The organism is Flagellimonas oceani (genome assembly GCF_011068285.1).
Taxonomy (GTDB): Bacteria; Bacteroidota; Bacteroidia; order Flavobacteriales; family Flavobacteriaceae; genus Flagellimonas; species Flagellimonas oceani.
Genome location: NZ_CP049616.1, coordinates 4,163,735 through 4,188,450 on the forward strand (window position 1 = coordinate 4,163,735; position 24,716 = coordinate 4,188,450).

At 42.0% G+C, this 24,716-nt stretch carries 19 protein-coding genes; 7 read left to right on the forward strand and 12 right to left on the reverse strand.

Features of this window, described 5'->3' with window-relative positions:
* Positions 1–62: 62 nt before the first annotated feature.
* The 3 genes from GVT53_RS18870 to GVT53_RS18880 all read right to left on the reverse strand — a co-directional run bounded on the left by GVT53_RS18870 (position 63) and on the right by GVT53_RS18880 (position 2,587).
* Positions 63–287 (reverse strand): hypothetical protein, encoded by a 225-nt coding sequence (locus GVT53_RS18870; protein WP_166250028.1) that lies wholly within the window; start codon positions 285–287, stop codon positions 63–65.
* 349 nt (positions 288–636) lie between these two features.
* On the reverse strand, positions 637–1,686 hold the full coding sequence (locus GVT53_RS18875) for a P63C domain-containing protein (RefSeq protein ID WP_166250029.1): 1,050 nt from the start codon (positions 1,684–1,686) through the stop codon (positions 637–639).
* A complete protein-coding gene (locus tag GVT53_RS18880; protein WP_166250030.1) occupies positions 1,679–2,587 on the reverse strand; it encodes an IS1595 family transposase in 909 nt (302 codons plus the stop codon). The genes GVT53_RS18875 and GVT53_RS18880 overlap by 8 nt, the downstream gene beginning before the upstream one ends.
* A 151-nt stretch (positions 2,588–2,738) precedes the next feature.
* Between GVT53_RS18880 and GVT53_RS18885 the strand changes: the two genes are divergently transcribed.
* The 3 genes from GVT53_RS18885 to GVT53_RS18895 all read left to right on the forward strand — a co-directional run bounded on the left by GVT53_RS18885 (position 2,739) and on the right by GVT53_RS18895 (position 4,300).
* Positions 2,739–3,326: a hypothetical protein gene (locus tag GVT53_RS18885; protein WP_205791767.1), complete on the forward strand. Its 588-nt coding sequence runs from the start codon at positions 2,739–2,741 to the stop codon at positions 3,324–3,326.
* A 97-nt stretch (positions 3,327–3,423) separates the two neighbouring features.
* On the forward strand, positions 3,424–3,756 hold the full coding sequence (locus tag GVT53_RS18890; protein WP_166250032.1) for a single-stranded DNA-binding protein: 333 nt from the start codon (positions 3,424–3,426) through the stop codon (positions 3,754–3,756).
* A 139-nt stretch (positions 3,757–3,895) separates the two neighbouring features.
* A complete protein-coding gene (locus tag GVT53_RS18895) occupies positions 3,896–4,300 on the forward strand; it encodes a hypothetical protein (RefSeq protein ID WP_166250033.1) in 405 nt (134 codons plus the stop codon).
* 324 nt (positions 4,301–4,624) lie between these two features.
* On the opposite strand, the gene GVT53_RS18900 is transcribed toward GVT53_RS18895, so the two are convergent.
* The 7 genes from GVT53_RS18900 to GVT53_RS18930 form a co-directional block, all read right to left on the reverse strand.
* Positions 4,625–5,467, reverse strand: a complete 843-nt coding sequence (locus GVT53_RS18900; RefSeq protein ID WP_166250034.1) for a phosphatase PAP2 family protein — start codon at positions 5,465–5,467, stop codon at positions 4,625–4,627.
* A 29-nt stretch (positions 5,468–5,496) separates the two neighbouring features.
* The gene (locus GVT53_RS18905; RefSeq protein WP_166250035.1) at positions 5,497–6,399 is read right to left on the reverse strand and encodes a histone deacetylase family protein; all 903 of its coding nucleotides are present in this window, start codon (positions 6,397–6,399) and stop codon (positions 5,497–5,499) included.
* Entirely contained in the window at positions 6,399–8,531 is a 2,133-nt protein-coding gene (locus GVT53_RS18910) for a Tex family protein (RefSeq protein WP_166250036.1), read from the reverse strand. Before GVT53_RS18910 ends, GVT53_RS18905 begins: the two co-directional genes overlap by 1 nt.
* Before the next feature lie 52 nt (positions 8,532–8,583).
* Entirely contained in the window at positions 8,584–10,032 is a 1,449-nt protein-coding gene (locus GVT53_RS18915) for a hypothetical protein (RefSeq protein WP_166250037.1), read from the reverse strand.
* Between the two features lie 12 nt (positions 10,033–10,044).
* A complete protein-coding gene (gene metG, locus GVT53_RS18920) occupies positions 10,045–12,126 on the reverse strand; it encodes a methionine--tRNA ligase (protein WP_166250038.1) in 2,082 nt (693 codons plus the stop codon).
* 143 nt (positions 12,127–12,269) lie between these two features.
* Entirely contained in the window at positions 12,270–13,991 is a 1,722-nt protein-coding gene (locus GVT53_RS18925) for a DUF1501 domain-containing protein (RefSeq protein WP_166250039.1), read from the reverse strand.
* A gap of 10 nt (positions 13,992–14,001) precedes the next feature.
* A complete protein-coding gene (locus GVT53_RS18930) occupies positions 14,002–15,489 on the reverse strand; it encodes a DUF1800 domain-containing protein (RefSeq protein ID WP_166250040.1) in 1,488 nt (495 codons plus the stop codon).
* Between the two features lie 167 nt (positions 15,490–15,656).
* On the opposite strand from GVT53_RS18930, the gene GVT53_RS18935 reads away from it, so the two are divergent.
* The 4 genes from GVT53_RS18935 (at position 15,657) to GVT53_RS18950 (ending at position 20,165) form a co-directional block, all read left to right on the forward strand.
* The gene (locus tag GVT53_RS18935; RefSeq protein ID WP_166250041.1) at positions 15,657–16,016 is read left to right on the forward strand and encodes a YraN family protein; all 360 of its coding nucleotides are present in this window, start codon (positions 15,657–15,659) and stop codon (positions 16,014–16,016) included.
* A 52-nt stretch (positions 16,017–16,068) separates the two neighbouring features.
* Complete coding sequence (locus tag GVT53_RS18940) at positions 16,069–16,728, forward strand: aspartate kinase (protein ID WP_166250042.1); 660 nt, start codon at positions 16,069–16,071, stop codon at positions 16,726–16,728.
* 73 nt (positions 16,729–16,801) lie between these two features.
* Complete coding sequence (locus tag GVT53_RS18945) at positions 16,802–18,784, forward strand: DUF3352 domain-containing protein (protein WP_166250043.1); 1,983 nt, start codon at positions 16,802–16,804, stop codon at positions 18,782–18,784.
* A gap of 223 nt (positions 18,785–19,007) precedes the next feature.
* Positions 19,008–20,165, forward strand: coding sequence for a serine hydrolase domain-containing protein (locus tag GVT53_RS18950; protein WP_166250044.1), 1,158 nt, complete (start codon positions 19,008–19,010; stop codon positions 20,163–20,165).
* Positions 20,166–20,413: 248 nt separating this feature from the next.
* Here GVT53_RS18950 and mfd read toward each other — a convergent pair whose 3' ends face one another.
* Together mfd and pdeM are read right to left on the reverse strand one after the other, a co-directional pair.
* Entirely contained in the window at positions 20,414–23,857 is a 3,444-nt protein-coding gene (mfd, locus tag GVT53_RS18955) for a transcription-repair coupling factor (RefSeq protein ID WP_166250045.1), read from the reverse strand.
* A gap of 224 nt (positions 23,858–24,081) precedes the next feature.
* Positions 24,082–24,714 (reverse strand): ligase-associated DNA damage response endonuclease PdeM, encoded by a 633-nt coding sequence (pdeM, locus tag GVT53_RS18960; RefSeq protein ID WP_166250046.1) that lies wholly within the window; start codon positions 24,712–24,714, stop codon positions 24,082–24,084.
* Positions 24,715–24,716 lie beyond the last annotated feature (2 nt).

The window sequence follows — 24,716 nt, forward strand, 5'->3', positions numbered from 1 at the left end:
CGATTGGAATAAACCTATTTCTGGAAAATCGTCGTAGAAACGATAAAAAAAAACGATTGGTATCAAGGAGCTTCTTGGTGGTCTATAATAAAACCTTTGCGCAAGGATAGGTAAACGTCCGATGAAATATCGGTGACATATTCCTTTTCTCCATTGAACACTTTTTGCGGCTCTTTGTTTACAGGGTCGTGTTCTTGGACATAAATGGTATCCAATTTATCGTACAGCACTTTGCCTAAACTGAACCTTTTTATGACAGTGTACTTATTTATACTTCGTATGGGCATATACTAAGTGGTTTCTGGTTGCCTGTTTGGACACGGTTCGTAGGAATAGGTCACTTTAATTGTGTTTAATTGATTACATACGTTTACAAACGAAAACAATTGATTACAAACCGAATATGGTTTTGAAGCGCCGGGAACTATATAGAAGTTTACACTAGAGAGTATAGAAAGATTACCGACTTAAAGAAGCCCATTTTTTTCAATCGGTCAAATCAGGTGTACGGGCAAAAACGCACTCGCCTTTTTAGGTGCTATATGACCTGAATCTCCGATAACGTAAAAGAACGTTTGCAGCCCGTCAATGCCATACTAGATGTATGCAACCCTGACTAAACGGCTAGAACCGAGGCTAATTATTATCTTTAGGGTTCCAATTCAAACCTTTTTTTAGACTTTTATTAAAACTAGAAATTTGTTTCTCTTCTGTGTTTTCATCTTCAAAGTTAAATTTGCTTTGCTTAGAACTATTTGGGTTGGGGAGATAATCAAAAAGGCCAATTTGACCAGAATTATTTAATTCATTTGCTTTTTTTCTCGCCTTATTTACATTCAATCTACTTCTTCGTCTAGTTCTTGCGTTTGGAAAAGCAATTGACAAGTTCTCTTTAAATTTCTCTAAATTTATAGAAGCCTTCATTATACCTAAAACAGAAAACAAATGATCTGTCAATGATTTATATCCAAAATCGTTAAATTTTTGATGATGGTGTTTATTCCCTTGCGGGTTCGGGTTATTTTCTCTTAAATAATCAGCTATCTCAGGATCAAGAGTATCATAAATGTAATGCATAACGTACTTTCCAAACCGTTTAGGGTATGGCTTGTCCTCTAAAGGGGGTGTAACACCCTCCAACCTATATAAGTGCATAAAAAACTCTCTAGGAAAGGTTTTTGTCCATTCTCTATATCCATCAACTATATATGCATCAAGTTTGGCCTGTAAATCATTTGCTTTTCTGAAATATTGGTAACCAGTTGCCTCATCAATTACTGCATCTATACCTGTTTTAGCAAGGGCTGAAATAAATATTTCTGATTGTTCGGCAAGTTTTACTTGATTAGTTGTTAATAAGCCTAATTGCCTGGCTTTTAAATATGCATTACATATATCTACTACAATACTGGCTTTCACTCCATTTACAGAATACGTGCCCGCATTGATAATCAGCAAGTTATCATCGAAATTATCACTTATTTCGGGGGGTAAAGTCTCCTCAAGTGCCCGAGAACCCAAATACCGTTTTAAGTTACCGCTTTCTCTACCTCCTGTTATAAGTTTAACAACCTCGCGTTGTGTCAAAACTCTTTCTACCTTCTCACCATCATCAATTACATAGCATGGTAGTTCATACTCACCTAACTTTATAACCCCTTTGTGTATTTGATTGATATTATCCATTTATAAGCTGATTATAGGTTATTCTGTTTTCAATGTTCTGTAAAAGTAAGTTAAACCTTGCAGATTCAGTTATTTGCCTAGAGTTATATCTAAAGCAAAACTCATCCACGTACAACTGTAAATGTTTTTTAGAGGTAAAATGGTAGATTCCGAATATTCCACGCTTCAACAAAGCCCAAAAGCTCTCTATTGTGTTTGTATGCACTCTACCTTTTACATATTGTTTTCTGCTATGCTTGACAAATTTGTGGTCGTAAACTCTTTTTAACCTTTTATAAGAAGTAAATTCATCAGTGTAGAGTTTAGCACCCTCTTTTACGTTTCGCATTATTTCAGCAGATAGTGTTTGCATAGAAACATCATCTATCTTTTTAGCTGAGACATTACCACCTCTTTGCACCATTCCTAGTACGGCAGCTTTGCCAACACCGCCCTGTGCGTTCTTTATCCTTTTATCAGCGTGCTTGTTTCCTTCTTTACCACCTACATAGGTTTCATCGGCTTCAATCTCTCCTTCCATTTGGTCATTGTCGATACCAAAGCATTGACGGATTCTTGAAAGCATAAACCACGCGCTTTTCTGTGTAATGTTCAAATCCCTGCCCAATTGCAAACTAGAAATACCTTTCTTATGTGAAGTAACCAACCAAATAGCAAGGAACCATTTTTGAAGGGGTAATTTGGTGTTATCAAAAATAGTGTTGGTCTTTATGTTAAAATATTTACCGGTATTCTTACATTTATATCTGTTCCCCTTACAATTATAAACTTTGGACGTTTCATCAAAAGGACTGATTACGTTTCCGTTCCATCTTAACTCTTCCAAGTGATCAATACAAGATTGCTCATCTGGGAAGGTTTGTATTATTTCTAAGATTGAATTGAAGTCCTTGTTGATCATCGTTACAATGTTTGATATTCAAATATAGAACTTAATTACACTAAAAACAAATTTAAAGTGTAATTAAATACTAATTATAGAAATTCACCTAACCAATCAAATAATGGGTTCATTGCAATTGCTAATAAAATCAATATTCCAAGTATTGATAATGCTGCTAAAATATATCCTGAAATTATCAATAAAATTCTTAAAACAGCTATGGTCAAACCTATTATTATTTGGAAAATGGATTCGTCGCCCGAAGGTGTATAAGTCAATTTTAGGTATTCTGGTAACCGTATTTTCATTGTCTTGGGGTTTTTACACTTACTATTATCCGAGTATTGATGTCGTATATACCGAACCTTTAGATTCTAACAACATTTTTTCATCTAGGTTTACCATTGAGAATAATGGCAATTGTAATATTTATGATGTTCATTTTGAATATGATTTTGACGACATAGCATTATCTCAAAAAAGTGTTTTAATGGTGGATATTAATATTACCAACAGAGGTAACAGTACTGTTTATAAGAGAATAAAAAAGAAAAGGGGACAAACAATAGATGTTGATTTTATCAATACGTTTTTCGAGTTTGAAAACTCCAACAAAAGCGATATGACTACGTATAAAATGAAAGCTAAAATTGAAGTCACATACACATATTGGAATTACTTTACTAAATCTGAAACCTTCAACTTTCATACTTCTGAATTGATTTCTGATAAAATTGTTTGGCTGAAAGATCAATAGTGTAAATTGATATATAGTTCCCGAAGCGCCTCTATGTTTGCCTTGTCGGACTGTGAGGGTTCGATGGATAAATGTTCAAATCTTAAATCTTACTATTATGAATTCACTTAGAAACAAAGTACAATTGATCGGAAATTTAGGTAACGACCCCGAAATCATCACCTTGGAAAACGGAACCAAATTGGCCAAATTTTCCATCGCCACAAATGAGTCCTACAAGAATGCAAAAGGCGAAAAGGTCACGGATACACAATGGCACAATATTGTTGCCTGGGGGAAATTGGCTGAAATATCAGAAGATTTTTTATCAAAAGGAAAAGAGGTGATCATAGAAGGTAAGCTTATGAACCGCTCTTATGAGACCAACGAAGGTGAAAAAAGATACATCACCGAAATTAAATGCAACGAATTGTTGATGCTTGGAAAATAATTATGGATTCTAAGCAAAAAAGGGGGCATCGCCTCCTTTTTTTGTTTTTGGGTTTAGGGTAAAATCATTTTCAGTTGTTATTAGGACAAACGCCAGAACTTTTTTCAAATGAACAACGTAAATACAATAAATGCGGGAAATGAGATTAAAAGTTCAAATAACACTACTTTTTGCCCTAGGGTTTTTCTATACGGTATCTGCACAGGACGGCGAGCTGTCCTTTTATGAAAAGCAGGCACAAAAGGATGCCCAGAACGAACAATTGTCGGTTTTTTTCTCATTGGAAGATGAAAAGGATTTTTGGAAAGATCAAAAAGGGTATGAAAAAGATTTAAAAACCAAAAGCCCTCTGGCCTATGGAGCCTACATGAAGGCCAAAAAAGCGGCTTATTCCAGCCATGCCGAATCTTGTAAAAATGATTGTACGCATAGTGATTTCTACTACCAGCAGGCCAGTTTTTATTTTACTTATAATGGCGGACAAAATATCTTGGAAGAAGTTATCGCTGAAACAGTTCAAATTGCATCGCCCCGAATTTTGTAAACATAGATTTTAGTTAGTTAGTCGAAAAACGCCCCGATTTCGGGGCGTTTTTTATATATGTTTTTTAGGGCTCAATTCATGCCACCTTTTTCATCAAATCAAAGCAAGGGCACTTTTTGCAACGTTTTTTCTCGCTTTTCTGATATTTTTCGCAGCACTTGGATTTTACCTTACCTGTCGGAGGCAATTCCCGGAGTAAAGCTTTTTTAAGTTTCTTCTTTTCTTTTTTCTTTTTGCCCATGGCATTTGCGAAATATGGGGACGAAAATAATTATTTTAAATCAATCTAAATAAATAATTAACAGAAAATGTGTGCGCAAACAGTTAAAAATGAAGGGAAACCCCCAAGGTATTTGGCCCAAAGGAAAGGTTCCAGCTTACGTTTTTGGGCTTTTGGTCATTATACTTTTCATCATATTTGGAATCGAGGTATCTGTCAATCGACTCCACAATAAAAATACTCAATACGGTACTAAAAGCTACGTCGGACACCCAATGAAAATCATCCATCACCCTTACCAATCCCGGAATCATACCAATGGTGTATAGCCCTCCCTTTACCCATGGGCTCTTAAACTGTTTGGCAATGGCATAAGCGTTGCTGAACGCCAACATCGCATGTCCCGATGGAAACGAGTCGTAATCGTACACGCGGTCCAGATGCAATGGGTCGAAGGTTGCCGAACCCGCGCCACTTTTTGGCCGTGCCCTACCAATGATACGCTTGCTCACTTGCTGAAGAAACCCTCCTGCGGTGGCCGACGAAATCAATAGCACTCCGGTACGTCTCAATTTTTCATTCTTGGTGAACAGACCTGCCAAATATACCCCGCCAGTGAGCATATAGTTGTTTTCTGGACTTCCGTATTCGTGACCATAATCCATGATCACATCGGGGATGTCTTGATCAAAGCCATTTTTCCAGTGGTTGAGTTCTCCATCAACAGTAAAAAGAAGCAGTGTTCCCCCGGTCAAGTAACCGAAATTGGCCCAATCATTGCCCTGCCAGTGAAAAGGACGCGAATAGGAATATCCAACCCCGCCGAACATATTGCCCACATCGTAGGTAAAGTTGTTCCAAAGATTTTTTTCCTTTTTTGGCTGTAATTCTTGACCTGCCACGGAAGAGGTCAATAAAACAAGAACGAGGTATCTAAAAGCTTTCATGAGGTTATAAACAAAGGTAGTCGACAAAATTACTCATAAATATCTTTTGCCAGACGAAAAGTATTGGCATGTGCCTCCACAATTATTCTGATATCCGGAGAATAACCGCCACCCATGCTGCACTGAACAGGAATTTGAGCATCATGGCAAGTTTGAAGCCCAAAACGGTCCCGCTCCTTACATCCCTCCAATGTCATGGACAGCGTGCCGAGTTTATCCGATTCCAACACATCAACGCCACAGAGATAAAAGATAAAATCGGGCCGGACCTGTTCCAATAATTTGGGCAATGTTTCTTGCAGGATGAAAAGATATTCTTCATCCGTAGTCCCTTTTTCCAAAGCAATATCCAAATCAGAAGTTTCCTTTTTAAACGGGTAATTGCCCTTGCCGTGCATGGAAAAAGTAAAAACAGAATGGTCGGTCTGGAAGATTTCCGCCGTTCCATTGCCCTGATGCACATCCAAATCCACGATCAATATCTTTTTTGCCAATTTTTGATTTAAAAGATGGCGAGCTCCGATGGCCTGATCGTTGAGCATACAAAAAGCTTCGCCCCTATCCGAATAGGCATGGTGCGTTCCTCCTGCAATGTTCATGGCAATGCCATGTTTCAAGGCAAAATGGCAACCTTTTATGGTGCCATCCGCAATAATGCGTTCGCGTTTCACAAGTTCATCACTTAACGGAAAACCAATCTTACGGGCGGCACTTTTGGAAAGATTCAAACCAACCAAATCTTTGAAATAAGCTTCATCATGCGCGGCCAAAATATAATGGTCCTCTGGAAGGGAAGGTTCAAAAAAGTTATCCTCGGAGCACGTGCCCTCGTAGAGCAATTGCTGTGGGAGCAGCTCATATTTGATCATCGGGAACCGATGCCCTTCGGGCAAGGGATGTTTATAAATGGGATGGTATGCAATCTTGAGCATTAGGCACCTTGTTTATGCAATGCCAATTGTATCCGTTTTCGTGACACGTCCACATCCAAGACTTTAACCACAACTTGTTGATGAAGACTCACGTGCTCGTTGACATCCTTGACAAAAGTATCCGATAGGTTGGAAATGTGGATGAGTCCACTTTCCTTGATTCCAATATCCACGAAGCAACCAAAATTGGTAATGTTATTGACAATGCCAGGTAATAACTGTCCTTCGCGCAAATCGGTAATCTCCTTGATGTTTTGATTAAAAGTGAACACTTTGGCTTTCTCACGAAGGTCCAAACCAGGTTTCTCCAGTTCTTTCAAGATATCCTCCAAAGTGGGCATTCCAATAGTATCCGTACAGTAGTTTTTTAAATTGATACCCTTCAGAGCGGAAGTGTTTCCCACAATTTCTTTCAAGGAAACTCCTTGGTCCTTCGCCATTTTAGATACCAAGGCATAGCTTTCAGGGTGCACCGCTGAATCATCCAAGGGATTGTCCCCATTTTTGATGCGCAAGAATCCTGCGCTTTGTTCAAATGCTTTTCCGCCCAATCGAGGTACGTTTTTAATCTCATCCCGGCTTTTAAAGGCTCCATTTTCGTTTCGGTGCGCCACAATATTTTCCGCTAGTTTGGGACCAATACCGGATACATAGCTTAAAAGGGGTACACTCGCGGTGTTAATGTTGACCCCGACGGAGTTCACACAGCTTTCCACCACCGTATCCAGTGAGGTCTTTAGTTGGGTTTGGTCCACATCGTGCTGGTATTGTCCAACCCCGATGGATTTTGCATCAATTTTTACCAATTCGGCCAAAGGGTCTGCCAAACGACGACCGATGGATACAGCTCCCCGTACCGTAACATCATAATTGGGGAATTCATCCCGTGCAATTTTTGATGCAGAGTAAATGGAGGCCCCTGCTTCACTGACGACAAAAACATCAATGTCCTTTTTAAATGGGACACGTTTTACCAATTGTTCAGTTTCTCGCGATGCCGTTCCGTTGCCGATGGCTATGGCCTCTATTTTATAGGCATCTACCAAGGAACTTATCTTTTTGATGGCTCCGGAACTATCTCGTTGTGGAGGATGGGGATAAATGGTTTCGTTGTGCTTTAAATCGCCCTGCTCGTCCAGACAAACCACTTTGCAGCCGGTCCTAAAACCGGGGTCAATGGCCAAGATTCGTTTTTCGCCGAGGGGAGCGCCGAGCAATAACTGTTTTAAATTATTGGAAAAAACCTGAATGGCCGAAGCATCTGCTTTTTCTTTTGCTATATTTAGAATTTCCTTGGATAAGGACGGGAATAATAGTCTTTTGTAGGCATCCGCAATGGCCAGTTCTATTTGTTCTGCACACGCATTATTGGTTTTAATGATGCGTCTTTCGATATTTTGAAGTGCCCTTTCATCATCAATTTCAACTTTTACTCGGATAAAACCTTCTTTTTCAGCCCGCATAATGGCCAAAAAACGGTGAGATGGACAGCGGTTCAAGGGTTCGCTCCAATCAAAATAGTCGCGGAACTTTTGTGCTTTCTCGTCATCTTTTTTGGTTTTGATGACTTTGGTGGTGATCAAAGCATGCCGCTCCAACTGATCGCGAAGCTGATTTCGGATATCTGTACGTTCATTGACCCACTCCGAAATGATGTGTCGAGCACCTTCGAGGGCATCATCTTCGTTGATGACATCCTTGCTCAAATATTTGGAAGCGATAAACTCGATTTCATCGCTGCGCTGTGCCATAATGATTTTGGCCAACGGCTCCAATCCATTTTTCCGTGCAGTTTCCGCCTTGGTCTTTTTACTCTTCTTAAATGGAAGGTACAGGTCTTCCAAACTGGTCAGGTCGGTACAGTTGAGAAATTTGGCCTCCAGTTCGGGAGTTAGGGCATCTTGTTCCTTAACCGCTTTGATGATGGCTGCTTTTCGTTTTTCCAGCGCCTCGAACTGATTTTTGTATTCGACGATGGAACCAATCTGTACCTCGTCCAAATTTCCAGTAAGCTCCTTTCGATATCGAGAAATGAATGGAATGGTACAGTCTTGATTTAGAAGCGAGACCGTGTTCTCCACACTTTTCTCCGAAAGATTGGTATGGCGAACGATATAGGGGACAAGTTGCATTGCTATATAGGTTTAAATAGAGAATAAATTTGGGTGATTGATTAACCGTTTTCTAAAACTTATACATCATGTATTTGTCCAATTTTTTATTGTAAAATCCCCAAATGTAGGAATCGTCCAATCGAAATACTGTTTCGGCATCTGTGGAAGGAAACTTGTCTGCCGCCTCCTTAATACGGTCGAAGCTATTTTTGGGAATTTCACCTTCTTTGTGATTAAAATTCTCGTCAAACAAACATTCAATTCTGGTGGCTTTTGTGGATGAGTAGCTACCGTAGGCAAAAAAGGTGGGATTAAAGGTTACTGCAAATGCCCCCGCAGATGCCATGGGAAAACCAACACCGGGCATCATCATAGGTGCTCCACCTCTCGAAATTTCTTTTTTGGAACCCATGGTGACCACATAATTGCCTTTATGTTTAGAAACTGCTACTCCTATATCTTCCTTTCCGAGCCTTCTTAGAAATTTACTGGTCTTTTCCATTTCCCGGTAACTGCTATACATGCCCCCTTCTTGAATAATTGGAGTGTTGCTGAAGGTTATTTCATCATCTTTGGTTATAACTATATTTTTCAGTTCTTCCCCAGAATCCAGAGTTTTTACAGAAAATGCCATATCATCACTTGTTGCAGAAATCATATAAATTTTATTTTCAAGGATGAAAGAGTTTGAGTTTACAACCGCTGCCGGTAAATAAGGTTTCTCTATAGAAGAGACCAAAGCCTGTAATGCTTGGGTTGAAATATCAATGATATAGGTGCGCCTTTGCGTATCGATCGATAACTTAAAACCAGATTTCCCAGGATACATTTTTACAATGTTACTGGTGCTTTCAACAGAATTTGGGGCTTCGGAATCAATTTTATCCACTTGAAACCTATATTGGCTTCCTATAGTTTGAACATTTCCGCCAGTAGCCATAATGGTATTGAGGCTTTTTGGAGTTCCTTGATCATCCAAAAAGGATTGGTTTGATAGGTCTATGGTTTCCTTTACCAATTCTTTGCCCTCTTCAAAAATATAATCATGAAACAGGTTACTATCTTTCGGGATGGTAATCAAATGAAATTTTGAAGCATTGGAGTAACCTTCTACGAAAAACTCCTGTTTTAGTTTGAAATCATAGAGCGTTTCTTGGGTGATACCTTGTTCAAAATCAAACAGGACACTTCCGAAAGTCTTATCATTTTTATCTTTTAAAAAGAGACGAATCTTTTTATCAAATATGGAATAACCTATAATTTGGTTGTACTTTTTCGGAAGTCCTTCAGAGGCAAACCTGTTGATCAATTTTAGGGAAGGGGAAAACAAAAAGCCATACATTTTATTGTCATCGTCCAAGAATAGCGCAAAATTTCCAGTCTCTTCGTCGATAACTGTAAAAGCTGTATGTACCTTTCTGCTACCTACTTTTAAATCATTGGATATTTCTAATAATTTTTCCTGAGCACTAATGAAATTGATAAATAAAAGAGTAAGGACCAGAAATACTTTTCTCATCGTTAGGTTGTATTAGTTAATGGTTTCCCCGTTCGTGACGTCTTGTTCGTCCGGGTTGACAAAAACTAATTTACCATTTTTATTTTCCGTCATCAAAATCATGCCCTGACTTTCGACTCCTCGCAACTTTCTTGGCGCCAAATTGGCCACAACGGTTACTTTTTTGCCTACAATTTCCTCGGGTTTAAAGCTATTGGCGATACCGGAGACAATGGTTCGGGTATCAAGGCCCATATCCACTTTCAATACTAAAAGTTTGTTGGCCTTGGGCATTTTTTCGGCCTCGATAATCGTTCCCACGCGTAAATCTAGTTTTGCGAAGTCATCAAATGTGATGGTATCTTTTAAAGGTGTTGCTTCTTTGTCCATTTGTGCATTTGCTTTTTTGGTGGCTTCCAATTTGTCCAATTGTTGGTCAATTTCCTTGTCCTCGATTTTTCTGAAGAGCAATTCACTTTTGTTGATGGTGTGTCCGGCTGTAAGCAAAGTCTCTTTTGAACCAACACCATCCCACTCGATAGATTTCCCTCCTCCGTTCGAAATGACATTGAGAATTCCTTTCAACTTCTCCGAAGTAAACGGTAAAAATGGCTCACTAAGCACTGCCAATCCCGTCGCAATCTGAAGCGCCACGTACATAATGGTCTTCACACGTTCTTCGTCCGTTTTAATGAGTTTCCACGGCTCTTGGTCGGCCAAGTATTTGTTGCCCAATCGGGCCAAGTTCATCAATTGCTGACTTGCTTCGCGGAAACGGTAGCGCTCCAAGGAATTGGACAGGGTTTCTGGGAATTCCTTTAGGGCTTGCAAAGCTTCCTTGTCAACAGTGGTCAGTTCGCCAGGTGTTGGCACCTCCCCGCCATAGTATTTATGCGTCAAAACGGTGACTCGGTTCACGAAGTTCCCAAAAATGGCCACCAGTTCGTTGTTGTTTCTCGCCTGAAAATCCTTCCAAGTAAAATCGTTGTCCTTGGTCTCCGGTGCATTGGCCGTCAAAGCATAACGGAGCACATCCTGCATATCCGGGAACTCTTCCAAATATTCGTGCAACCAGACCGCCCAGTTTTTTGAAGTGGAAAGTTTGTTGCCCTCAAGGTTCAAAAACTCATTGGCGGGCACATTGTCAGGTAATATATAATCACCGTTGGCCTCCAACATGCTTGGGAAGATGATGCAGTGGAACACAATGTTGTCCTTACCGATAAAATGCACCAATTTGGTGTCCTTGTCCTTCCAATAAGGCTCCCAATCCTTGCCTTCACGTTCCGCCCACTCTTTTGTGGAGGAAATGTAGCCAATCGGGGCATCGAACCATACATAAAGTACTTTTCCTTCGCCCCCTTCTACGGGAACGGGAATGCCCCAATCCAAGTCACGGGTCACGGCACGGGGTTTTAGGCCTTCGTCTATCCACGATTTACATTGTCCGTACACATTGGGTTTCCAATCGGATTTGTGTTCTTCCAGAATCCATTTTTTCAGGAATCCTTCATAGCGGTCCAAAGGCAAAAACCAATGTTTTGTCTTTTTTAGAGAAGGAACCGTTCCGGTTATCGTGGATTTTGGATTGATTAGGTCGGTGGCATTGAGGGAAGATCCACAATTTTCACATTGGTCGCCATAGGCTTCTTCATGTCCACATTTGGGGCATGTTCCAATAACGAAACGGTCTGCCAAAAACTGTTTGGCCTCATCATCGTACAATTGCTCGGTCTCCTCTTCGATAAAGTCACCTTGCTCGTACATTTTTTTGAAAAATTCCGAAGCGGTCTCGTGGTGGACTTCTGAGGATGTTCTGGAATAATTGTCAAAAGAAACACCAAAATCGGCAAACGATTTTTTGATGATGGCGTGGTACTTGTCAATAATTTCTTTTGGGGTTACACCTTCTTTCTTGGCCTTCATGGAAATGGCCACACCGTGCTCATCGCTACCGCAAACAAAGGCCACATCGTTGCCTTTTAATCGCAAATAACGGGAGTAAATATCAGCGGGAACGTATACGCCTGCCAAGTGCCCAATATGGATAGGGCCGTTGGTGTAGGGCAGTGCCGCTGTAATAGTGTACCTGGAAGGTGAAGTATTTTGAGCCATTTAAATCTAATTAGGCCCCAAAAATACTGATTTTAACGGGATACTCACAAAAAACGAAACCCCCGGAAATGCGACCCTATTTGGGGTGAGGGGTGCATTACCAAAGGGCTTCGAAATAATGGATAACAAAGTGTCCCGCTTCTTTAGGCAATCATTACTGATTTGCTCATCTTTTTTTCTCCTACGGAGATCCTATAAATATATTTTCCTGTGGATAGGCTATCGCGCATACGCTCCCGTATGTTGATGTCGATTGGACCTTCCATCATCATTTCATTGAACAAGGTGCCAACGCGTTGCCCCAAAATATTGAACAGTTCAATGTCCACATGTGCGGCAACCGGCATTTCTAAATGAATATGTGGGTTACGTGGCGACGTTGCCGGATAGATGGCTGCATGCTCTATGGTATCCAAAATATCAATGTTTGGATCTAGTGGGTCCTGACTTGGTGGTGTTTCTGGCAAAGTGGGTGGGTCGTTGTCCATGGCGATATCATCAAAGATTTCACCACTACAGTTAAAGCCAAGGTCGATGGCCTGATAGGGATGGCCCAATAAATGCTGCTCCACGGTTTGCCTTGGTACACAAAGCCATTCTGCCAATACGGTTCCGTAAAGGTTTCTGAAATCCATGGTGTATTCCAAGTTTCCGCGGTTATTGGGTTCGTCCAAGGACGGATGTTCGCCCACAAAGGCACTTCCGCTCAATCCGGAACCAAAGAACAGGGTGGGAGCGGCTTTTCCATGGTCGGTACCGTTGGAACCGTTTTCAAAGATTCTTCGACCAAATTCTGAAAAGGTCATGCTCAGTACATTTTCATCTTGCTCGGTAAATGCAAGGTCCTCATAAAAGTTGTTGATGGCAATAGAAAGGTTGGACATCAAACGTTCATGAACAATGGGCTGATTACCATGGGTATCAAAACCTCCCAAGGAAATCATATACACCTTGGTGCCCAAGTTTCCTTTGATCAAACGGGCCAATAGGGCCAATTGTCTAGCAAAGCCATTGTCTTGGTATTCCACTTGATTCTGACCGGCCATATATGCATCATGGATGGTGCCCGCATATTCGTAAGTGGTATTGGCTACGCCTCGCAGAAACCTTAGTTGGTCACCATACATACAGTCATCAAACGGGGTGTCTTCACCAACCTCATAATAAGCTCCTGTCTGCGCAATTTGCTCCAATTGGTCCACATTGTTCGTTACGAAGGCATAGTTGGTTTCCTCGCCTTGAAAAACCATATTGGCCAAGTTCCCTATTTGAATAGCAGCGGGGGCAGGGGGGGGAGTAATCAAATAATCGGGATAAAGGTGTTCAAAATGTCTGCCCATCCATCCTGTGTTCTCGCCAGAAAACCCTGTGGTAGTCAAATCCGTATTGGCAAAAATATCGGAACCGGTAAAGTGGGACAAACTTTGGTTTTCGTACCCTACGCCATGCACGGCCTTGAACTGCCCATCCCCCCAAAGGGATTCCAGGGCACTCATATAAGTGGGCACTCCAAAATCGTCGGTAAGTTTTAAGACCTTGCTTTCCGGGATGTAGATGTTGGGCCTTGCATTTGCATACGTATCATATTGTTGGATCGGTATTACGGTACTGAGACCATCGTTCCCACCTGATAATCGGATCAGGATCAAAATATTGTCGGTTTCCGCGGCAGCTACGGCAGCTGTTAGCGGTGATGGGGAGGAAGCGGAAATCATATGGCTTCCCAAAAACATGGAACCGGAACCTGCAATGCCCAAAGCTTGGATAAAGGAACGGCGGCTCCATTTTTTGTGTTCTAGGTCATGGCCATCGTGCTCGATGCCTTTGTGAGGGGAATTATCGTGGGTGTGGTGATTATCGCACATGGTGATGGGGTTATTTGAGTTGAAATTCGGGTTGTCTTACAAGATTCAGCAACAATAGATATACTTGGAAATTGGCATCTTCCAAGTTCATGCTCCAACTATTTGTCTCGTATACATTGTTATCTTTATAAGGCTCTCTAAAAACTTCAAAGGCTTTAGAATAATCATCTTCTGTCAATAAACCTTTTGGCAATATGAAGTCTATAATTGCCCTTGCGACAACATCTGGGTCACTAATCGATGAACCATTTGGTCCAGCTACATTAATTCCAAAATCTCTGAACTGCTCGGGGTCGTTTTGGAAAAAACGCTCCAAGAACACTTCGGCAGTCAACCATCGACCAATAATAAAATTGGTGTTGATCCAAGTTCGGTCCCGTTGCCAACCTTCCACTTCGGGAGGCTGAAAAAATCGTTGTCCGATCAATGCACATGAATCTATCATGTTAATAATGGTCATGTCATCGTAAGTGAACCCTGTTTCTTTCAAAAGGTTGAAATACAGATCCGCCGGACTTTTAATAATGACCCCGATGGCGGTTTCATCAAAAAAGTGCTGACTTTTAAACAGTTGTCGAAGTACCGGGGCAATTTCAAACCCACTGCTGATAAAGGTCTGGGCCATACCATCGATAATCTGTGGGGCAATTCCGCCTTCATCATTCGTAGAATCTGGGTGGACAAAGAACTCGTATAATTTTTTACAGATAAACCATCCTATCTCATCCGGTCTTTCATTAAAAAGGATATCGATTACATCATCGTAGCCCCAATTTCCGGTCTGTCCAAAAATGGTTTTGTTCTCCGTATTGAACTCGGTGGGGTCAAAGGTAACCGCAGTACATCCCTCTTCACCACGTTCGGTATATCCGGACAGGGCTTTGGACGTCTCAATGATGTCTTCTTCCGTGTAATTGTTCCCTTCTCCCAAGGTGAAAAGCTCGTATAGCTCACGGGCATAATTCTCGTTGGGATTGTTTCCTCGGTTTCGTACACCGTCCAAATAATAGAGCATGGCACTGGTAAGCCCAATTTCACTGGTGAATGTCTTAAAGTTGCCCAGGGCATTACGTTGCAAGCAATTGACGTAATAGTACAAGAACCCGGGACAATTATAAGTTTCCAATTGAGTGACAAAGTGGTTGCTCCAGAAGAAACTGAGCCTGTCCAGCAACTCATTGTTGACGAGAGCGTTACCGTAAGCCGTTGTAAGGTCATCGATTTGGCCGTTTCTCATTTGTCGGGCAAGGTCATCGTCGGCCGGATAGTTTGCATTGTTCCAATCTGCCCATTCCGGGGCGGGAATCGTTGGGGCGGCGAGCGCTTGATTGACCAAGTTGTCTACAAGGGCGTCGGCCGATTGTCCAACAGCGGCATTAATGGTCTGTACAGAGGCACTAAAACCGAGCCTTCGGTACAAGTGGGCGGCACGTACCTCGTCCAATGGAGTTGTGTACGGCGCCAAGGTTGAGGAATTACAATTGATAAAGTACTCCATAGCAATGTCTGGCGTTATTTTGGTACATAGTGGGGCAACTATATGCTTATGCTAATGTTGGATGTGGTTCAATTGAGCCAACAAATTACAACCTTAACGTTCTAAACTCCATGAACGACCAAATTTTTCGACGAAATGCATATTTTTTTTGGATTTTTACAAATCGTATGGCAGATCATAACACATTTGGTAAGCTCGGTGAGCAAAAAGCGGTGGAGTTTTTAAAGGCTTCCGGCTATGAAATTAGAGCTCTGAACTATCGTTGGTCAAATGCAGAGGTAGATATAATAGCAGCTAAGGGCAACGTGTTGGCAATAGTAGAGGTGAAGTCAAGAAAAATGGGGTTTTTCAAGGAAATTTCGGAGGTTATCTCCGCTAAAAAGATCAAGTTGTTGACCATGGCGGCCAATCATTTTGTGGAGGAGTCGGACGATGATTTCGAGGTACGGTTTGATGTGATCACGGTGATTCAAAAAGGTGAAAAATTTGAGATCGAGCACTTTGAAAATGCATTTTATCATTTTTAACCATTTGTTTGTTTTGTAACAATATGTTATTTTTGTTTAAAATCAACCAAAAATGAAAACAATTTCTGCCGTAGTCGAACACTACATCAAGAAAAAACCTTTTTTACAGACGGCTCTGGCACAGGGAATCATCAACCTAACTTCTTTGTCCAGACAGATAAAACCCGAAATCGCCGAGGAATTGGGCAAAGATGTAAAGGATGGGGCCATTGTGATGGCACTGAAACGGTTATCCGACGATTTGGAGTTTAGGGCCACACATAAAATTGTGAAGGTGCTCAAAAACATCGGGGAGATCACCGTGCGTTCCAACCTGACGGATTACACCTTTTTGGCATCGGACACTATTTTGCAACAACAGGCTAGGTTGTTGGAAGAAGTCAATGTAAACCAAGATGTTTTCTATACATCTTCCCGTGGTGTGAACGAAATCAATATTGTGATCAGCAATGTGATGGACGGTGTGGTGGAAAAGAACTTTAAAATGGAACGCTGCACGCAAAAAGCGGAGGGACTGTCCTCGATTACCGTAAAATTGCCCGCCGAGAACGTTTCGGTACCCGGGATATACTATTTTATCTTTCAGCGATTGGCATGGGAGGGCATTGTACTTTACGAGGTGATTTCCACGACCAACGAGTTTACCATTTTGGTGAACGATGAACAGGTGGACGTCGCTTTCAAGACCATCAAGGATTTAAAATCACTATAATTTAAGATTCCTTTTCTTGGTCTAAACTAAAACGAAATCTTCTTCGTTCTAGAAAAAGACACTTTTTGGAAAAATGACCAAAAAAAGGATTCTTTTCGGTTTGTTGGGCCTGTTTGTGCTGTACTTGTGCTATTTGGCCTATATTTTTATTCTATCTCCCAAGACCAATCTTCAGTCCATTTACCTGATTCCGAAGGATGCGGTTTTCATCATTGAGTCGGAACAGCCCGTGGAAAGTTGGGAAAAGGTCAGCCAAAGCAAAGGTTGGCACCACCTCAAAAAGAACGATTACTTTTCCGAACTGACGGAGAACATCCAAAAGGTGGACACCATTTTTAATAACAACCACAAGTTGTTCGAGTTTTTCGATAACCGTTCCCTGTTCATTTCCATCCATATGATTTCCCCGAAGGATTATGGGATTTTTTATGTGCTGGATTTGAAGCGCATTGCCAAACTGCAACTGCTCAAGACCTATTTGAACACTTTACTGGACGATGGCTATGTGCTGAGCAAACGGACTTATCATGAGCATGAAATTTTAGAAGTTCACGATCGCGAGAGCAAGGAGACCATGTACCTGGCCTTCATCAAAAACCAATTGGTGGCCTCGTATACCCATACCTTGGTGGAGGCATCCATAGATCAATATTTGGAACCTGTGCTTGGCCGAAACCTCAATTTTTTGGAAATCAACCAAAAGGTGGGCCACGAAGATCTCTTCCGAATGTACGTGCAATACCATTTTTTTGATGATTACATTAAAATGTATTCCGATAAACCTTCCGACTGGGTAAACCGGGTAAGCGAAAACTTTTTGTTCTCTGGATTTTATTTTGATTTGGATGAGAACAGCACCTTGACGGCCAATGGGTACACCAACATTAGCGCTGTAAACGAATACTATTTGGAGGCGTTGCAAAAGTCGGGCACTGCGGAACGTTCCATTCCACAAATAGCACCAAATAGCACTGCATTGTATATCAGCTATGGGTTTGACAGCTTCTCCGAGTTCTACAAAAATTTTGAAAGGGTACAGCAGAGCGACCCCGAGCAGTTCGAGAGTTATCAAAAGGGCATTGCGAAGGTGGAAAAGTTCCTAAAGATCGATGTCAAGGAAAATTTTGTAAGCTGGATCGGGGATGAGATTGCGGTACTTCAAATTAAATCCCACATTAATCAGGGCAAAAATGATGTCGCCCTCGTCCTCAAAGCCAATGATGCTGAGGATGCCAAGACCAATTTGGATTTTGTGGTGGAGCAGATTCGTAAAAAGACACCCGTAAAGTTCAAGGCGGTCAATTATAAGGATTACGAAATCAATTTTCTTTCCATCAAAGGGTTCTTTAAAATGCTCTTGGGCGGAAGGTTCGACGAGTTTGACAAACCCTACTTTACCCAAATTGATGACTTTGTGATTTTTAGTGACAGTCCCAATACCCTAAAGGGTATAATTGATAAAGTATCGGAGGGGGATATCCTGGCGACTTCGGAAGAATTCAGAAATTTTGATGAACAATTCGATTCAGAATCCACCGTGTTCGTTTACAGCAATGTGCCTTTGTTGTTTGATAATATGTACGCTCTGGCCGATGCATCTACCAAACAAAAAATGCGGAAGAACAAAGATTTTATTATCTGCTTCCCCCAAGTCGGATTGCAATTGTCCCCAGAAGATGACTTGTTTGAAAGCAGATTGGTGCTCAATTATCAGGATGTGGAAGAAGTGAAGAAAGCCATCAATCTTCCAAAAAGTACCAACACAACCACCCCCAAAAATCAAAATACGACTTCGGCGGAAATCACGGATGCGGTTTTTAACCTGAGGCCCATCTACCCAACGGATTTGAATGCTAAATCGTTCAGTAAAAAATATGCCAACGGAAACATTCGGTTTGAAGTGGATTTAAAGGATGGCTTGAAGCACGGCCGTTACGAAGAGTATTATTCGGATGGCACGCGAAAAATCCGTGGCCGCTTCCGTGACGATGAGCAGGTCGGCACGTGGCGTTATTACGACAAAGATGGGAACCAAGTTCATAAAAAACGGTTTTAGCAGTACGGTCATTCTTTACGGATGCTGAACGCTGGTCATTGAGCGAAGTCGAAATGACTATAAGTGCTAATTGTCATTTCGAACGTCCCGATTTTTATCGGGAATGAGAAATCTCATTTCCCTTTCTGAGCGTAGCGAAGAATCCTTTTTAAAATATCCTAATCGGTGATTGGAGCAGTTCCCCAACAATCACTACCTTTCTAGTCCAAACCAAACCTCGAAAATGAAAAATATCCTAGTTGCAGCAGCACTTCTTGTTGCGTTCACCACAACCTTTACTGCCAATGCCCAAAAAATCAATTTCCCACAACGCTACGAAACGTGGAAAGCTGCAGAAAAGGGTCAATTTAAATGGGATCAAGAAGCTTTGGACAAAGCAGTGGAATACGCCTATGCCAATGAATATTCAGGTTCCAGAGATTTGCGTATTGCCATATTGGAAGGCTTCAAACGTGAACCATTCCACGAAATACTAGGGCCTACGAAGAAAAGGGGCGGTCCAGCAGGTATGATTATGAAAAATGGCTACGTGCTGGCTTCTTGGGGAGACACCAAACGGGTGGATATGACTTTCAGTGTCACCAAAAGCTTTTTATCCACTGTTGCTGGACTGGCCGAAGACCAAGGTTTGATCAACGACACCAAGGACAAAGTGAGGGACTACATTTGGGATGGCACTTTTGATGGTGCGCACAACTCCAAAATAACCTGGGAACACCTATTGCAACAAAACTCTGATTGGTCAGGGGAATTGTGGGGCGGTAAGGATTGGGCGGACCGTCCACCGAGTGAAGGAGGTCTGGACGATTGGAAATTCCGAAAGCTCAACGAACCCGGTACGGTAATGGAGTACAACGATGTTCGCGTAAACGTATTGGCCTATTCGTTGACCCATGTGTGGAGAAAACCGCTGCCCATGGTCCTCAAAGAAGAGGTGATGGATAAGATCGGGGCGACCACAACTTGGCGTTGGTTTGGCTACAAAGATGCTTGGACCGAAGTCGATGGGATACAGATGAAATCCGTGACCGGTGGTGGGCACTCTGGAGCCGGACTTTTTATCTCCACAGAGGATATGGCCCGTTTTGGAACGCTCTTTTTGAATAATGGCAAATGGGAGGACCAACAAATCATCAGTGAAGATTGGATCATAAAAGCTACTACGCCTTCTGTGCCCAATGTGAATTATGGCTATATGTGGTGGCTGAACCAACAAGGAGGCCGCCACTGGGATGGTGTTCCCGAACATGTGTTCTACGCCGCAGGTTTTGGGGGCAATTTTATTGTGGTGGACCAAAAAAGCGGGTTGGTCATTGTAACGCGCTGGCTGGAACCTTCAAAAATTGGGGAGTTTGTAAAGCAGGTGTATGAGGTTTTTTAATTAGTAATTAATAGCCCATCAGTCTCAACTTTTCAGGTTTTATTCCTTTTAATTTGTTTATAGAATTCAAAATCTATTAGAAGTGACACGAATTGCACGAATTACACGAATCATAATTGGTGTCATTCTGAAGTGTGTCGGAGTTTGACACGAAATCTTAGGCTACTTGGGATTTCTCGTCGCTTCACTCTGTCGAAATGACCACCGGCGTGTATCGGTCATTTCGAACGGATGTGAGAAATCCAATCCTATGCTGAAACATTTTGCTCTTGTGGCATAAAAGGCTCCAAAACCTTCAACGCCTTGTCCACACTTGTGATTCTGTCAAACGTCAACAGTAACCGTAAACCTGTTCGGGTCTGTTTTTCCTTAAGCTTGGCCTGTTGGGGATGGCTCTGTACATATTGCAGCACTTGGGTGAACACGGGACTTTGGTAAAAACTGGATTGCTGGTCCGCAATAAAGTAACCGATAAACTTGCCCTTCTTCATGATCACCTTTTCCAAACCAATATGCGTGGCAATCCATTTAACACGGACGGAATTCATCAAATCCACTACAGGCTCGGGCAACTCGCCAAAACGGTCCACCAATTGCGCTTCAAATTTCTGTAGGCCTTCCTCGTCCTCCACATCGTTCAATTGAGTGTAGAGGTTTAAGCGTTCTGTAATATTGTTGATGTAATCATCTGGGAAGAGCAGTTCAAAATCCGTGTCCAACTGCATCTCTTTCACATATACTTTTTCCTTATCGCCCTCAACTTCATCATACAGTTCCTTGAACTCGTTTTCCTTGAGTTCCTCTATGGCTTCGGACAGTATTTTTTGATAGGTCTCAAATCCAATCTCGTTGATAAATCCACTCTGCTCTCCTCCCAACAAGTCACCGGCACCACGAATTTCCAAATCCTTCATCGCAATATTGAAACCACTGCCCAGCTCGGTGAATTGTTCCAAAGCTTCGATACGTTTTCGGGCCTCGGTGGTCATCACTTCATAAGGTGGCGTGATAAAATAACAGAACGCTTTTTTGTTGCTTCGGCCTACTCGCCCGCGCATTTGGTGCAAGTCGCTCAATCCAAAATTGTTGGCGTTGTGAATGAAAATGGTGTTGGCGTTGGTCACATCCAAACCACTTTCAATGATGGTGGTCGAAACCAAAACATCAAACTCACCGTTCATAAAAGAAAGCATCAAGGTTTCCAGTTTTTTGCCCTCCATTTGTCCGTGTCCAATCCCAATTTTGGCATCGGGCACCAAGCGTTGGAGCATTCCGGCCACCTCTTTGATGTTTTCAATGCGATTATGGATGAAGAACACCTGTCCGCCCCGTTGGATTTCGTAGGATACGGCATCACGGATAATATCCTCGTTCAATCGAATCACATGGCTTTCGATGGGGTAGCGGTTCGGTGGAGGGGTATTGATGACAGAGAGATCACGAGCGGCCATCAAACTGAACTGTAACGTCCTTGGAATCGGTGTGGCGGTCAGCGTGAGCACATCCACGTTTTCTTTGATGGAACGCAGTTTTTCTTTTACGGAAACCCCGAATTTCTGTTCCTCGTCCACAATGAGCAAGCCCAAATCCTTGAACTTTACATTCTTGTTGACCAACTGGTGTGTTCCAATAATGATATCCACTTTGCCACTTTCCAGATTTTCTAGGGTCTCCCTTTTCTCCTTCGCTGTTCTAAATCGGTTGAGGTAATCCACGGTTACGGGCATTTCCTTCAATCGTTCGGAAAATGTTCTATGATGCTGAAAAGCCAAAATCGTTGTGGGAACCAAAATAGCCACCTGTTTGCCGTTGTCCACGGCTTTAAACGCAGCCCGTATCGCGACTTCCGTTTTCCCAAAACCAACATCCCCACAAATCAAGCGGTCCATCGGGCGTTCGCTCTCCATATCCTTCTTGACGTCCTGGGTACTTTTTTCTTGATCCGGCGTGTCTTCGTACAAGAAAGAAGCTTCGAGCTCGTGTTGTAAATAGCTGTCCGGCGCGTATTGAAATCCTTTTTCCAATCGCCGTTTGGCATAGACTTTTATCAGATCGAAGGCAATCTTTTTGACCCTGGCCTTGGTCTTTTGCTTGAGTTTTTTCCAAGCCGCCGAACCCAGTTTGTATATTTTGGGAGGCGCCCCGTCCTTACCATTGTATTTCGATATTTTATGAAGCGAATGGATGCTGACGTAGAGAATATCACGGTCGCCATAAATCAGTTTGATGGCTTCCTGCTTTTTGCCCTCCACATCAATTTTTTGCAACCCACCAAACTTGCCGATACCGTGATCAATGTGGGTCACATAATCGCCAATTTCCAGCTTGTTGAGTTCCTTCAGCGTGATGGCCTGCTTTTTGGCGTAGCCATTCTTCAGATGGAATTTGTGGTAACGCTCAAAAATTTGATGATCGGTATAGCAGACCAGTTTAAGGTCATCGTCAACAAAACCTTGGTACAAGGGAAAAATGATGGTCTGGTAGTGCACCGTTTCGTCCACTTCATTAAAAATGTCGTGAAAACGCTTGGCCTGTTGCTCGGTGGAACAGAAAATATAATTGCTGTAACCTGCATCCCGATTGTCATTGAGATTTTCAATAAGCAGGTCAAATTTTTTGTTGAAAGCTGGCTGGGGTTTGGTGTTGAATTGGATGATGTCACTTCGACTTCCTGCCCGTTCGGCAGGCGGGCGCTCAGTGACCATTTCTCCTGTATTTTGGTGGCTGAGCGGAGTCGAAGTACCAATCTCAAAACATAAATAATCCTTCAACTGCTCTTTCAACAAAGCTGAATCCAGAAAGAGTTCCTTGGGTTTCGCGTGTTTGATCTCTTGACTCAACTTGGCAAAACTCTCCTCAGCTTTTTCAAAAAAGGAATCAATCCGGTCGTAGATCAGCGCAGGGTTTTTTGCAAAGACCACGGTATTGGCCGAAATATATTTTAAGAAGCTTTCCCGTGTTTCCTCGGTAAACTTGTTTTCCACATTGGGTATGATGGTAATTTTCTTCACTTTGTCGGTGGAAAGCTGGGTTTCCACATCAAAAGTTCGAATGCTGTCCACTTCATCCCCAAAGAACTCGATACGATAAGGTTCATCGTGAGAGAAGGAAAAGACATCCACAATACCCCCACGAACAGAAAACTCCCCAGGTTCGGTCACAAAATCCACCCGTTTAAACTGGTATTCAAACAGCACTTCGTTTAAAAAATCCAACGAGATTTCATCGCCCAACTTTATTTTTTGGGTGTTTTTGTCCAGTTCCTTTCTGGTCACCACTTTCTCAAAAAGTGCATCGGGATACGTAACGATTATCGCCGGTTTCTTTCTGGAATTGATACGGTTCAATACCTCTGCACGCAGAAGTACGTTGGCATTGTCCGTTTCTTCAATTTGATACGGTCTTCGGTAGCTTCCGGGATAAAAAAGGACATCTTTTTCTCCAATCAACTGCTCCAAATCATTCAAAAGATAAGCAGCTTCTTCCTTGTCGTTCAAAATCAACAAGAATGGTGATTCGGCAGACTTGAAAGCTTCTGAAATCACAAAGGAAAGTGAAGAGCCCACAAGTCCTTTGATGCTTATTTTTTGACTGGCACCTCGAGCGGAGGCGAGAGGTTGGGCAATAGTATCCCTCAGTTTCCCAAGTTGGGGAGACTGTTCAAAAAGTTGTGAAATCGGGGTTTTGGTCAATCCAAAAAACTTTGCGGCAAAGATAAACCCCAGAAGCTTTTAGTGAAAATGTTTTTTTAGGTTTGTTTTGATAAGGTTGAACTTGTTTCAGCGTCTCACTCAGATGCGATTCCGTGTTATGCTTCGACTCATTTCGACTTCGCTCAATGACCAGGACTCAGCATCCGCACGGAATGACAATTGGCTAAAGGTCCCTGAGCGGAGTCGAAGGGACATTATGGGTTCTAAACCTTAATAATACTATCCTCAACAATGGTAAAAACTTCATCCGAATCCTCAGGGTCAAGGGAATGGGTGCCCGTGAATTGACCGAAGGCGGGAAGAATCATTTGATTTTTTGACTTAAAAAAACAGGGCAATTTGATGCGTTCCCTACCAAAACCTTTGAGTTTAATGGAAGGATGAATATGACCGCAAAACGTAAAATAGCCCTCACGTTCTTCGGGATGATGGGTCAATAAAAAAGAGTCAATAATCAACTCTGGAAATATCGAAATTTTTAGTTTTTCAAACTTTTCGGGGGCAATTATGTCGTGGTTGCCTGCCACCAAAAGGATTTCAGAAGGTGTTTTGCCTACCCAATTCTCAAACAATTCCCATTCTTTATTGAGGGATGAATGAAACAAATCGCCCAAAAAACAGATTTGAAAAGGCTGAAAATCCGAAACGATTTTATCCAAAAGCAGAAAGTTTTTGTGAATGGCCTTTCGAGGTACGGCGGCACCAAATTTTCTGAAATGGGATACCTTGCCCAAGTGTACATCACTGATCAGCAAGAGTGATTTTTCCTCCCAAAATAATCCACCCAAAGGGTGGAGAAAAAATAATTTATTTTCAATTTCAACTTTATGGGTCATAT

Bases quoted from the DNA above. Each gene is read 5' to 3' on its own strand.
- GVT53_RS18910 (WP_166250036.1), bottom strand. From the start codon at position 8,531: ATGCAACTTGTCCCCTATATCGTTCGCCATACCAATCTTTCGGAGAAA.
- GVT53_RS18905 (WP_166250035.1), bottom strand. From the start codon at position 6,399: ATGCTCAAGATTGCATACCATCCCATTTATAAACATCCCTTGCCCGAA.
- GVT53_RS18915 (WP_166250037.1), bottom strand. From the start codon at position 10,032: ATGAGAAAAGTATTTCTGGTCCTTACTCTTTTATTTATCAATTTCATT.
- GVT53_RS18930 (WP_166250040.1), bottom strand. From the start codon at position 15,489: ATGGAGTACTTTATCAATTGTAATTCCTCAACCTTGGCGCCGTACACA.
- GVT53_RS18875 (WP_166250029.1), bottom strand. From the start codon at position 1,686: ATGGATAATATCAATCAAATACACAAAGGGGTTATAAAGTTAGGTGAG.
- GVT53_RS18880 (WP_166250030.1), bottom strand. From the start codon at position 2,587: ATGATCAACAAGGACTTCAATTCAATCTTAGAAATAATACAAACCTTC.
- GVT53_RS18940 (WP_166250042.1), top strand. From the start codon at position 16,069: ATGAAAACAATTTCTGCCGTAGTCGAACACTACATCAAGAAAAAACCT.
- GVT53_RS18935 (WP_166250041.1), top strand. From the start codon at position 15,657: ATGGCAGATCATAACACATTTGGTAAGCTCGGTGAGCAAAAAGCGGTG.
- GVT53_RS18950 (WP_166250044.1), top strand. From the start codon at position 19,008: ATGAAAAATATCCTAGTTGCAGCAGCACTTCTTGTTGCGTTCACCACA.
- GVT53_RS18890 (WP_166250032.1), top strand. From the start codon at position 3,424: ATGAATTCACTTAGAAACAAAGTACAATTGATCGGAAATTTAGGTAAC.
- GVT53_RS18895 (WP_166250033.1), top strand. From the start codon at position 3,896: ATGAGATTAAAAGTTCAAATAACACTACTTTTTGCCCTAGGGTTTTTC.
- GVT53_RS18870 (WP_166250028.1), bottom strand. From the start codon at position 287: ATGCCCATACGAAGTATAAATAAGTACACTGTCATAAAAAGGTTCAGT.
- metG (WP_166250038.1), bottom strand. From the start codon at position 12,126: ATGGCTCAAAATACTTCACCTTCCAGGTACACTATTACAGCGGCACTG.
- GVT53_RS18885 (WP_205791767.1), top strand. From the start codon at position 2,739: ATGCTGCTAAAATATATCCTGAAATTATCAATAAAATTCTTAAAACAG.
- pdeM (WP_166250046.1), bottom strand. From the start codon at position 24,714: ATGACCCATAAAGTTGAAATTGAAAATAAATTATTTTTTCTCCACCCT.
- GVT53_RS18945 (WP_166250043.1), top strand. From the start codon at position 16,802: ATGACCAAAAAAAGGATTCTTTTCGGTTTGTTGGGCCTGTTTGTGCTG.
- GVT53_RS18925 (WP_166250039.1), bottom strand. From the start codon at position 13,991: ATGTGCGATAATCACCACACCCACGATAATTCCCCTCACAAAGGCATC.
- GVT53_RS18900 (WP_166250034.1), bottom strand. From the start codon at position 5,467: ATGAAAGCTTTTAGATACCTCGTTCTTGTTTTATTGACCTCTTCCGTG.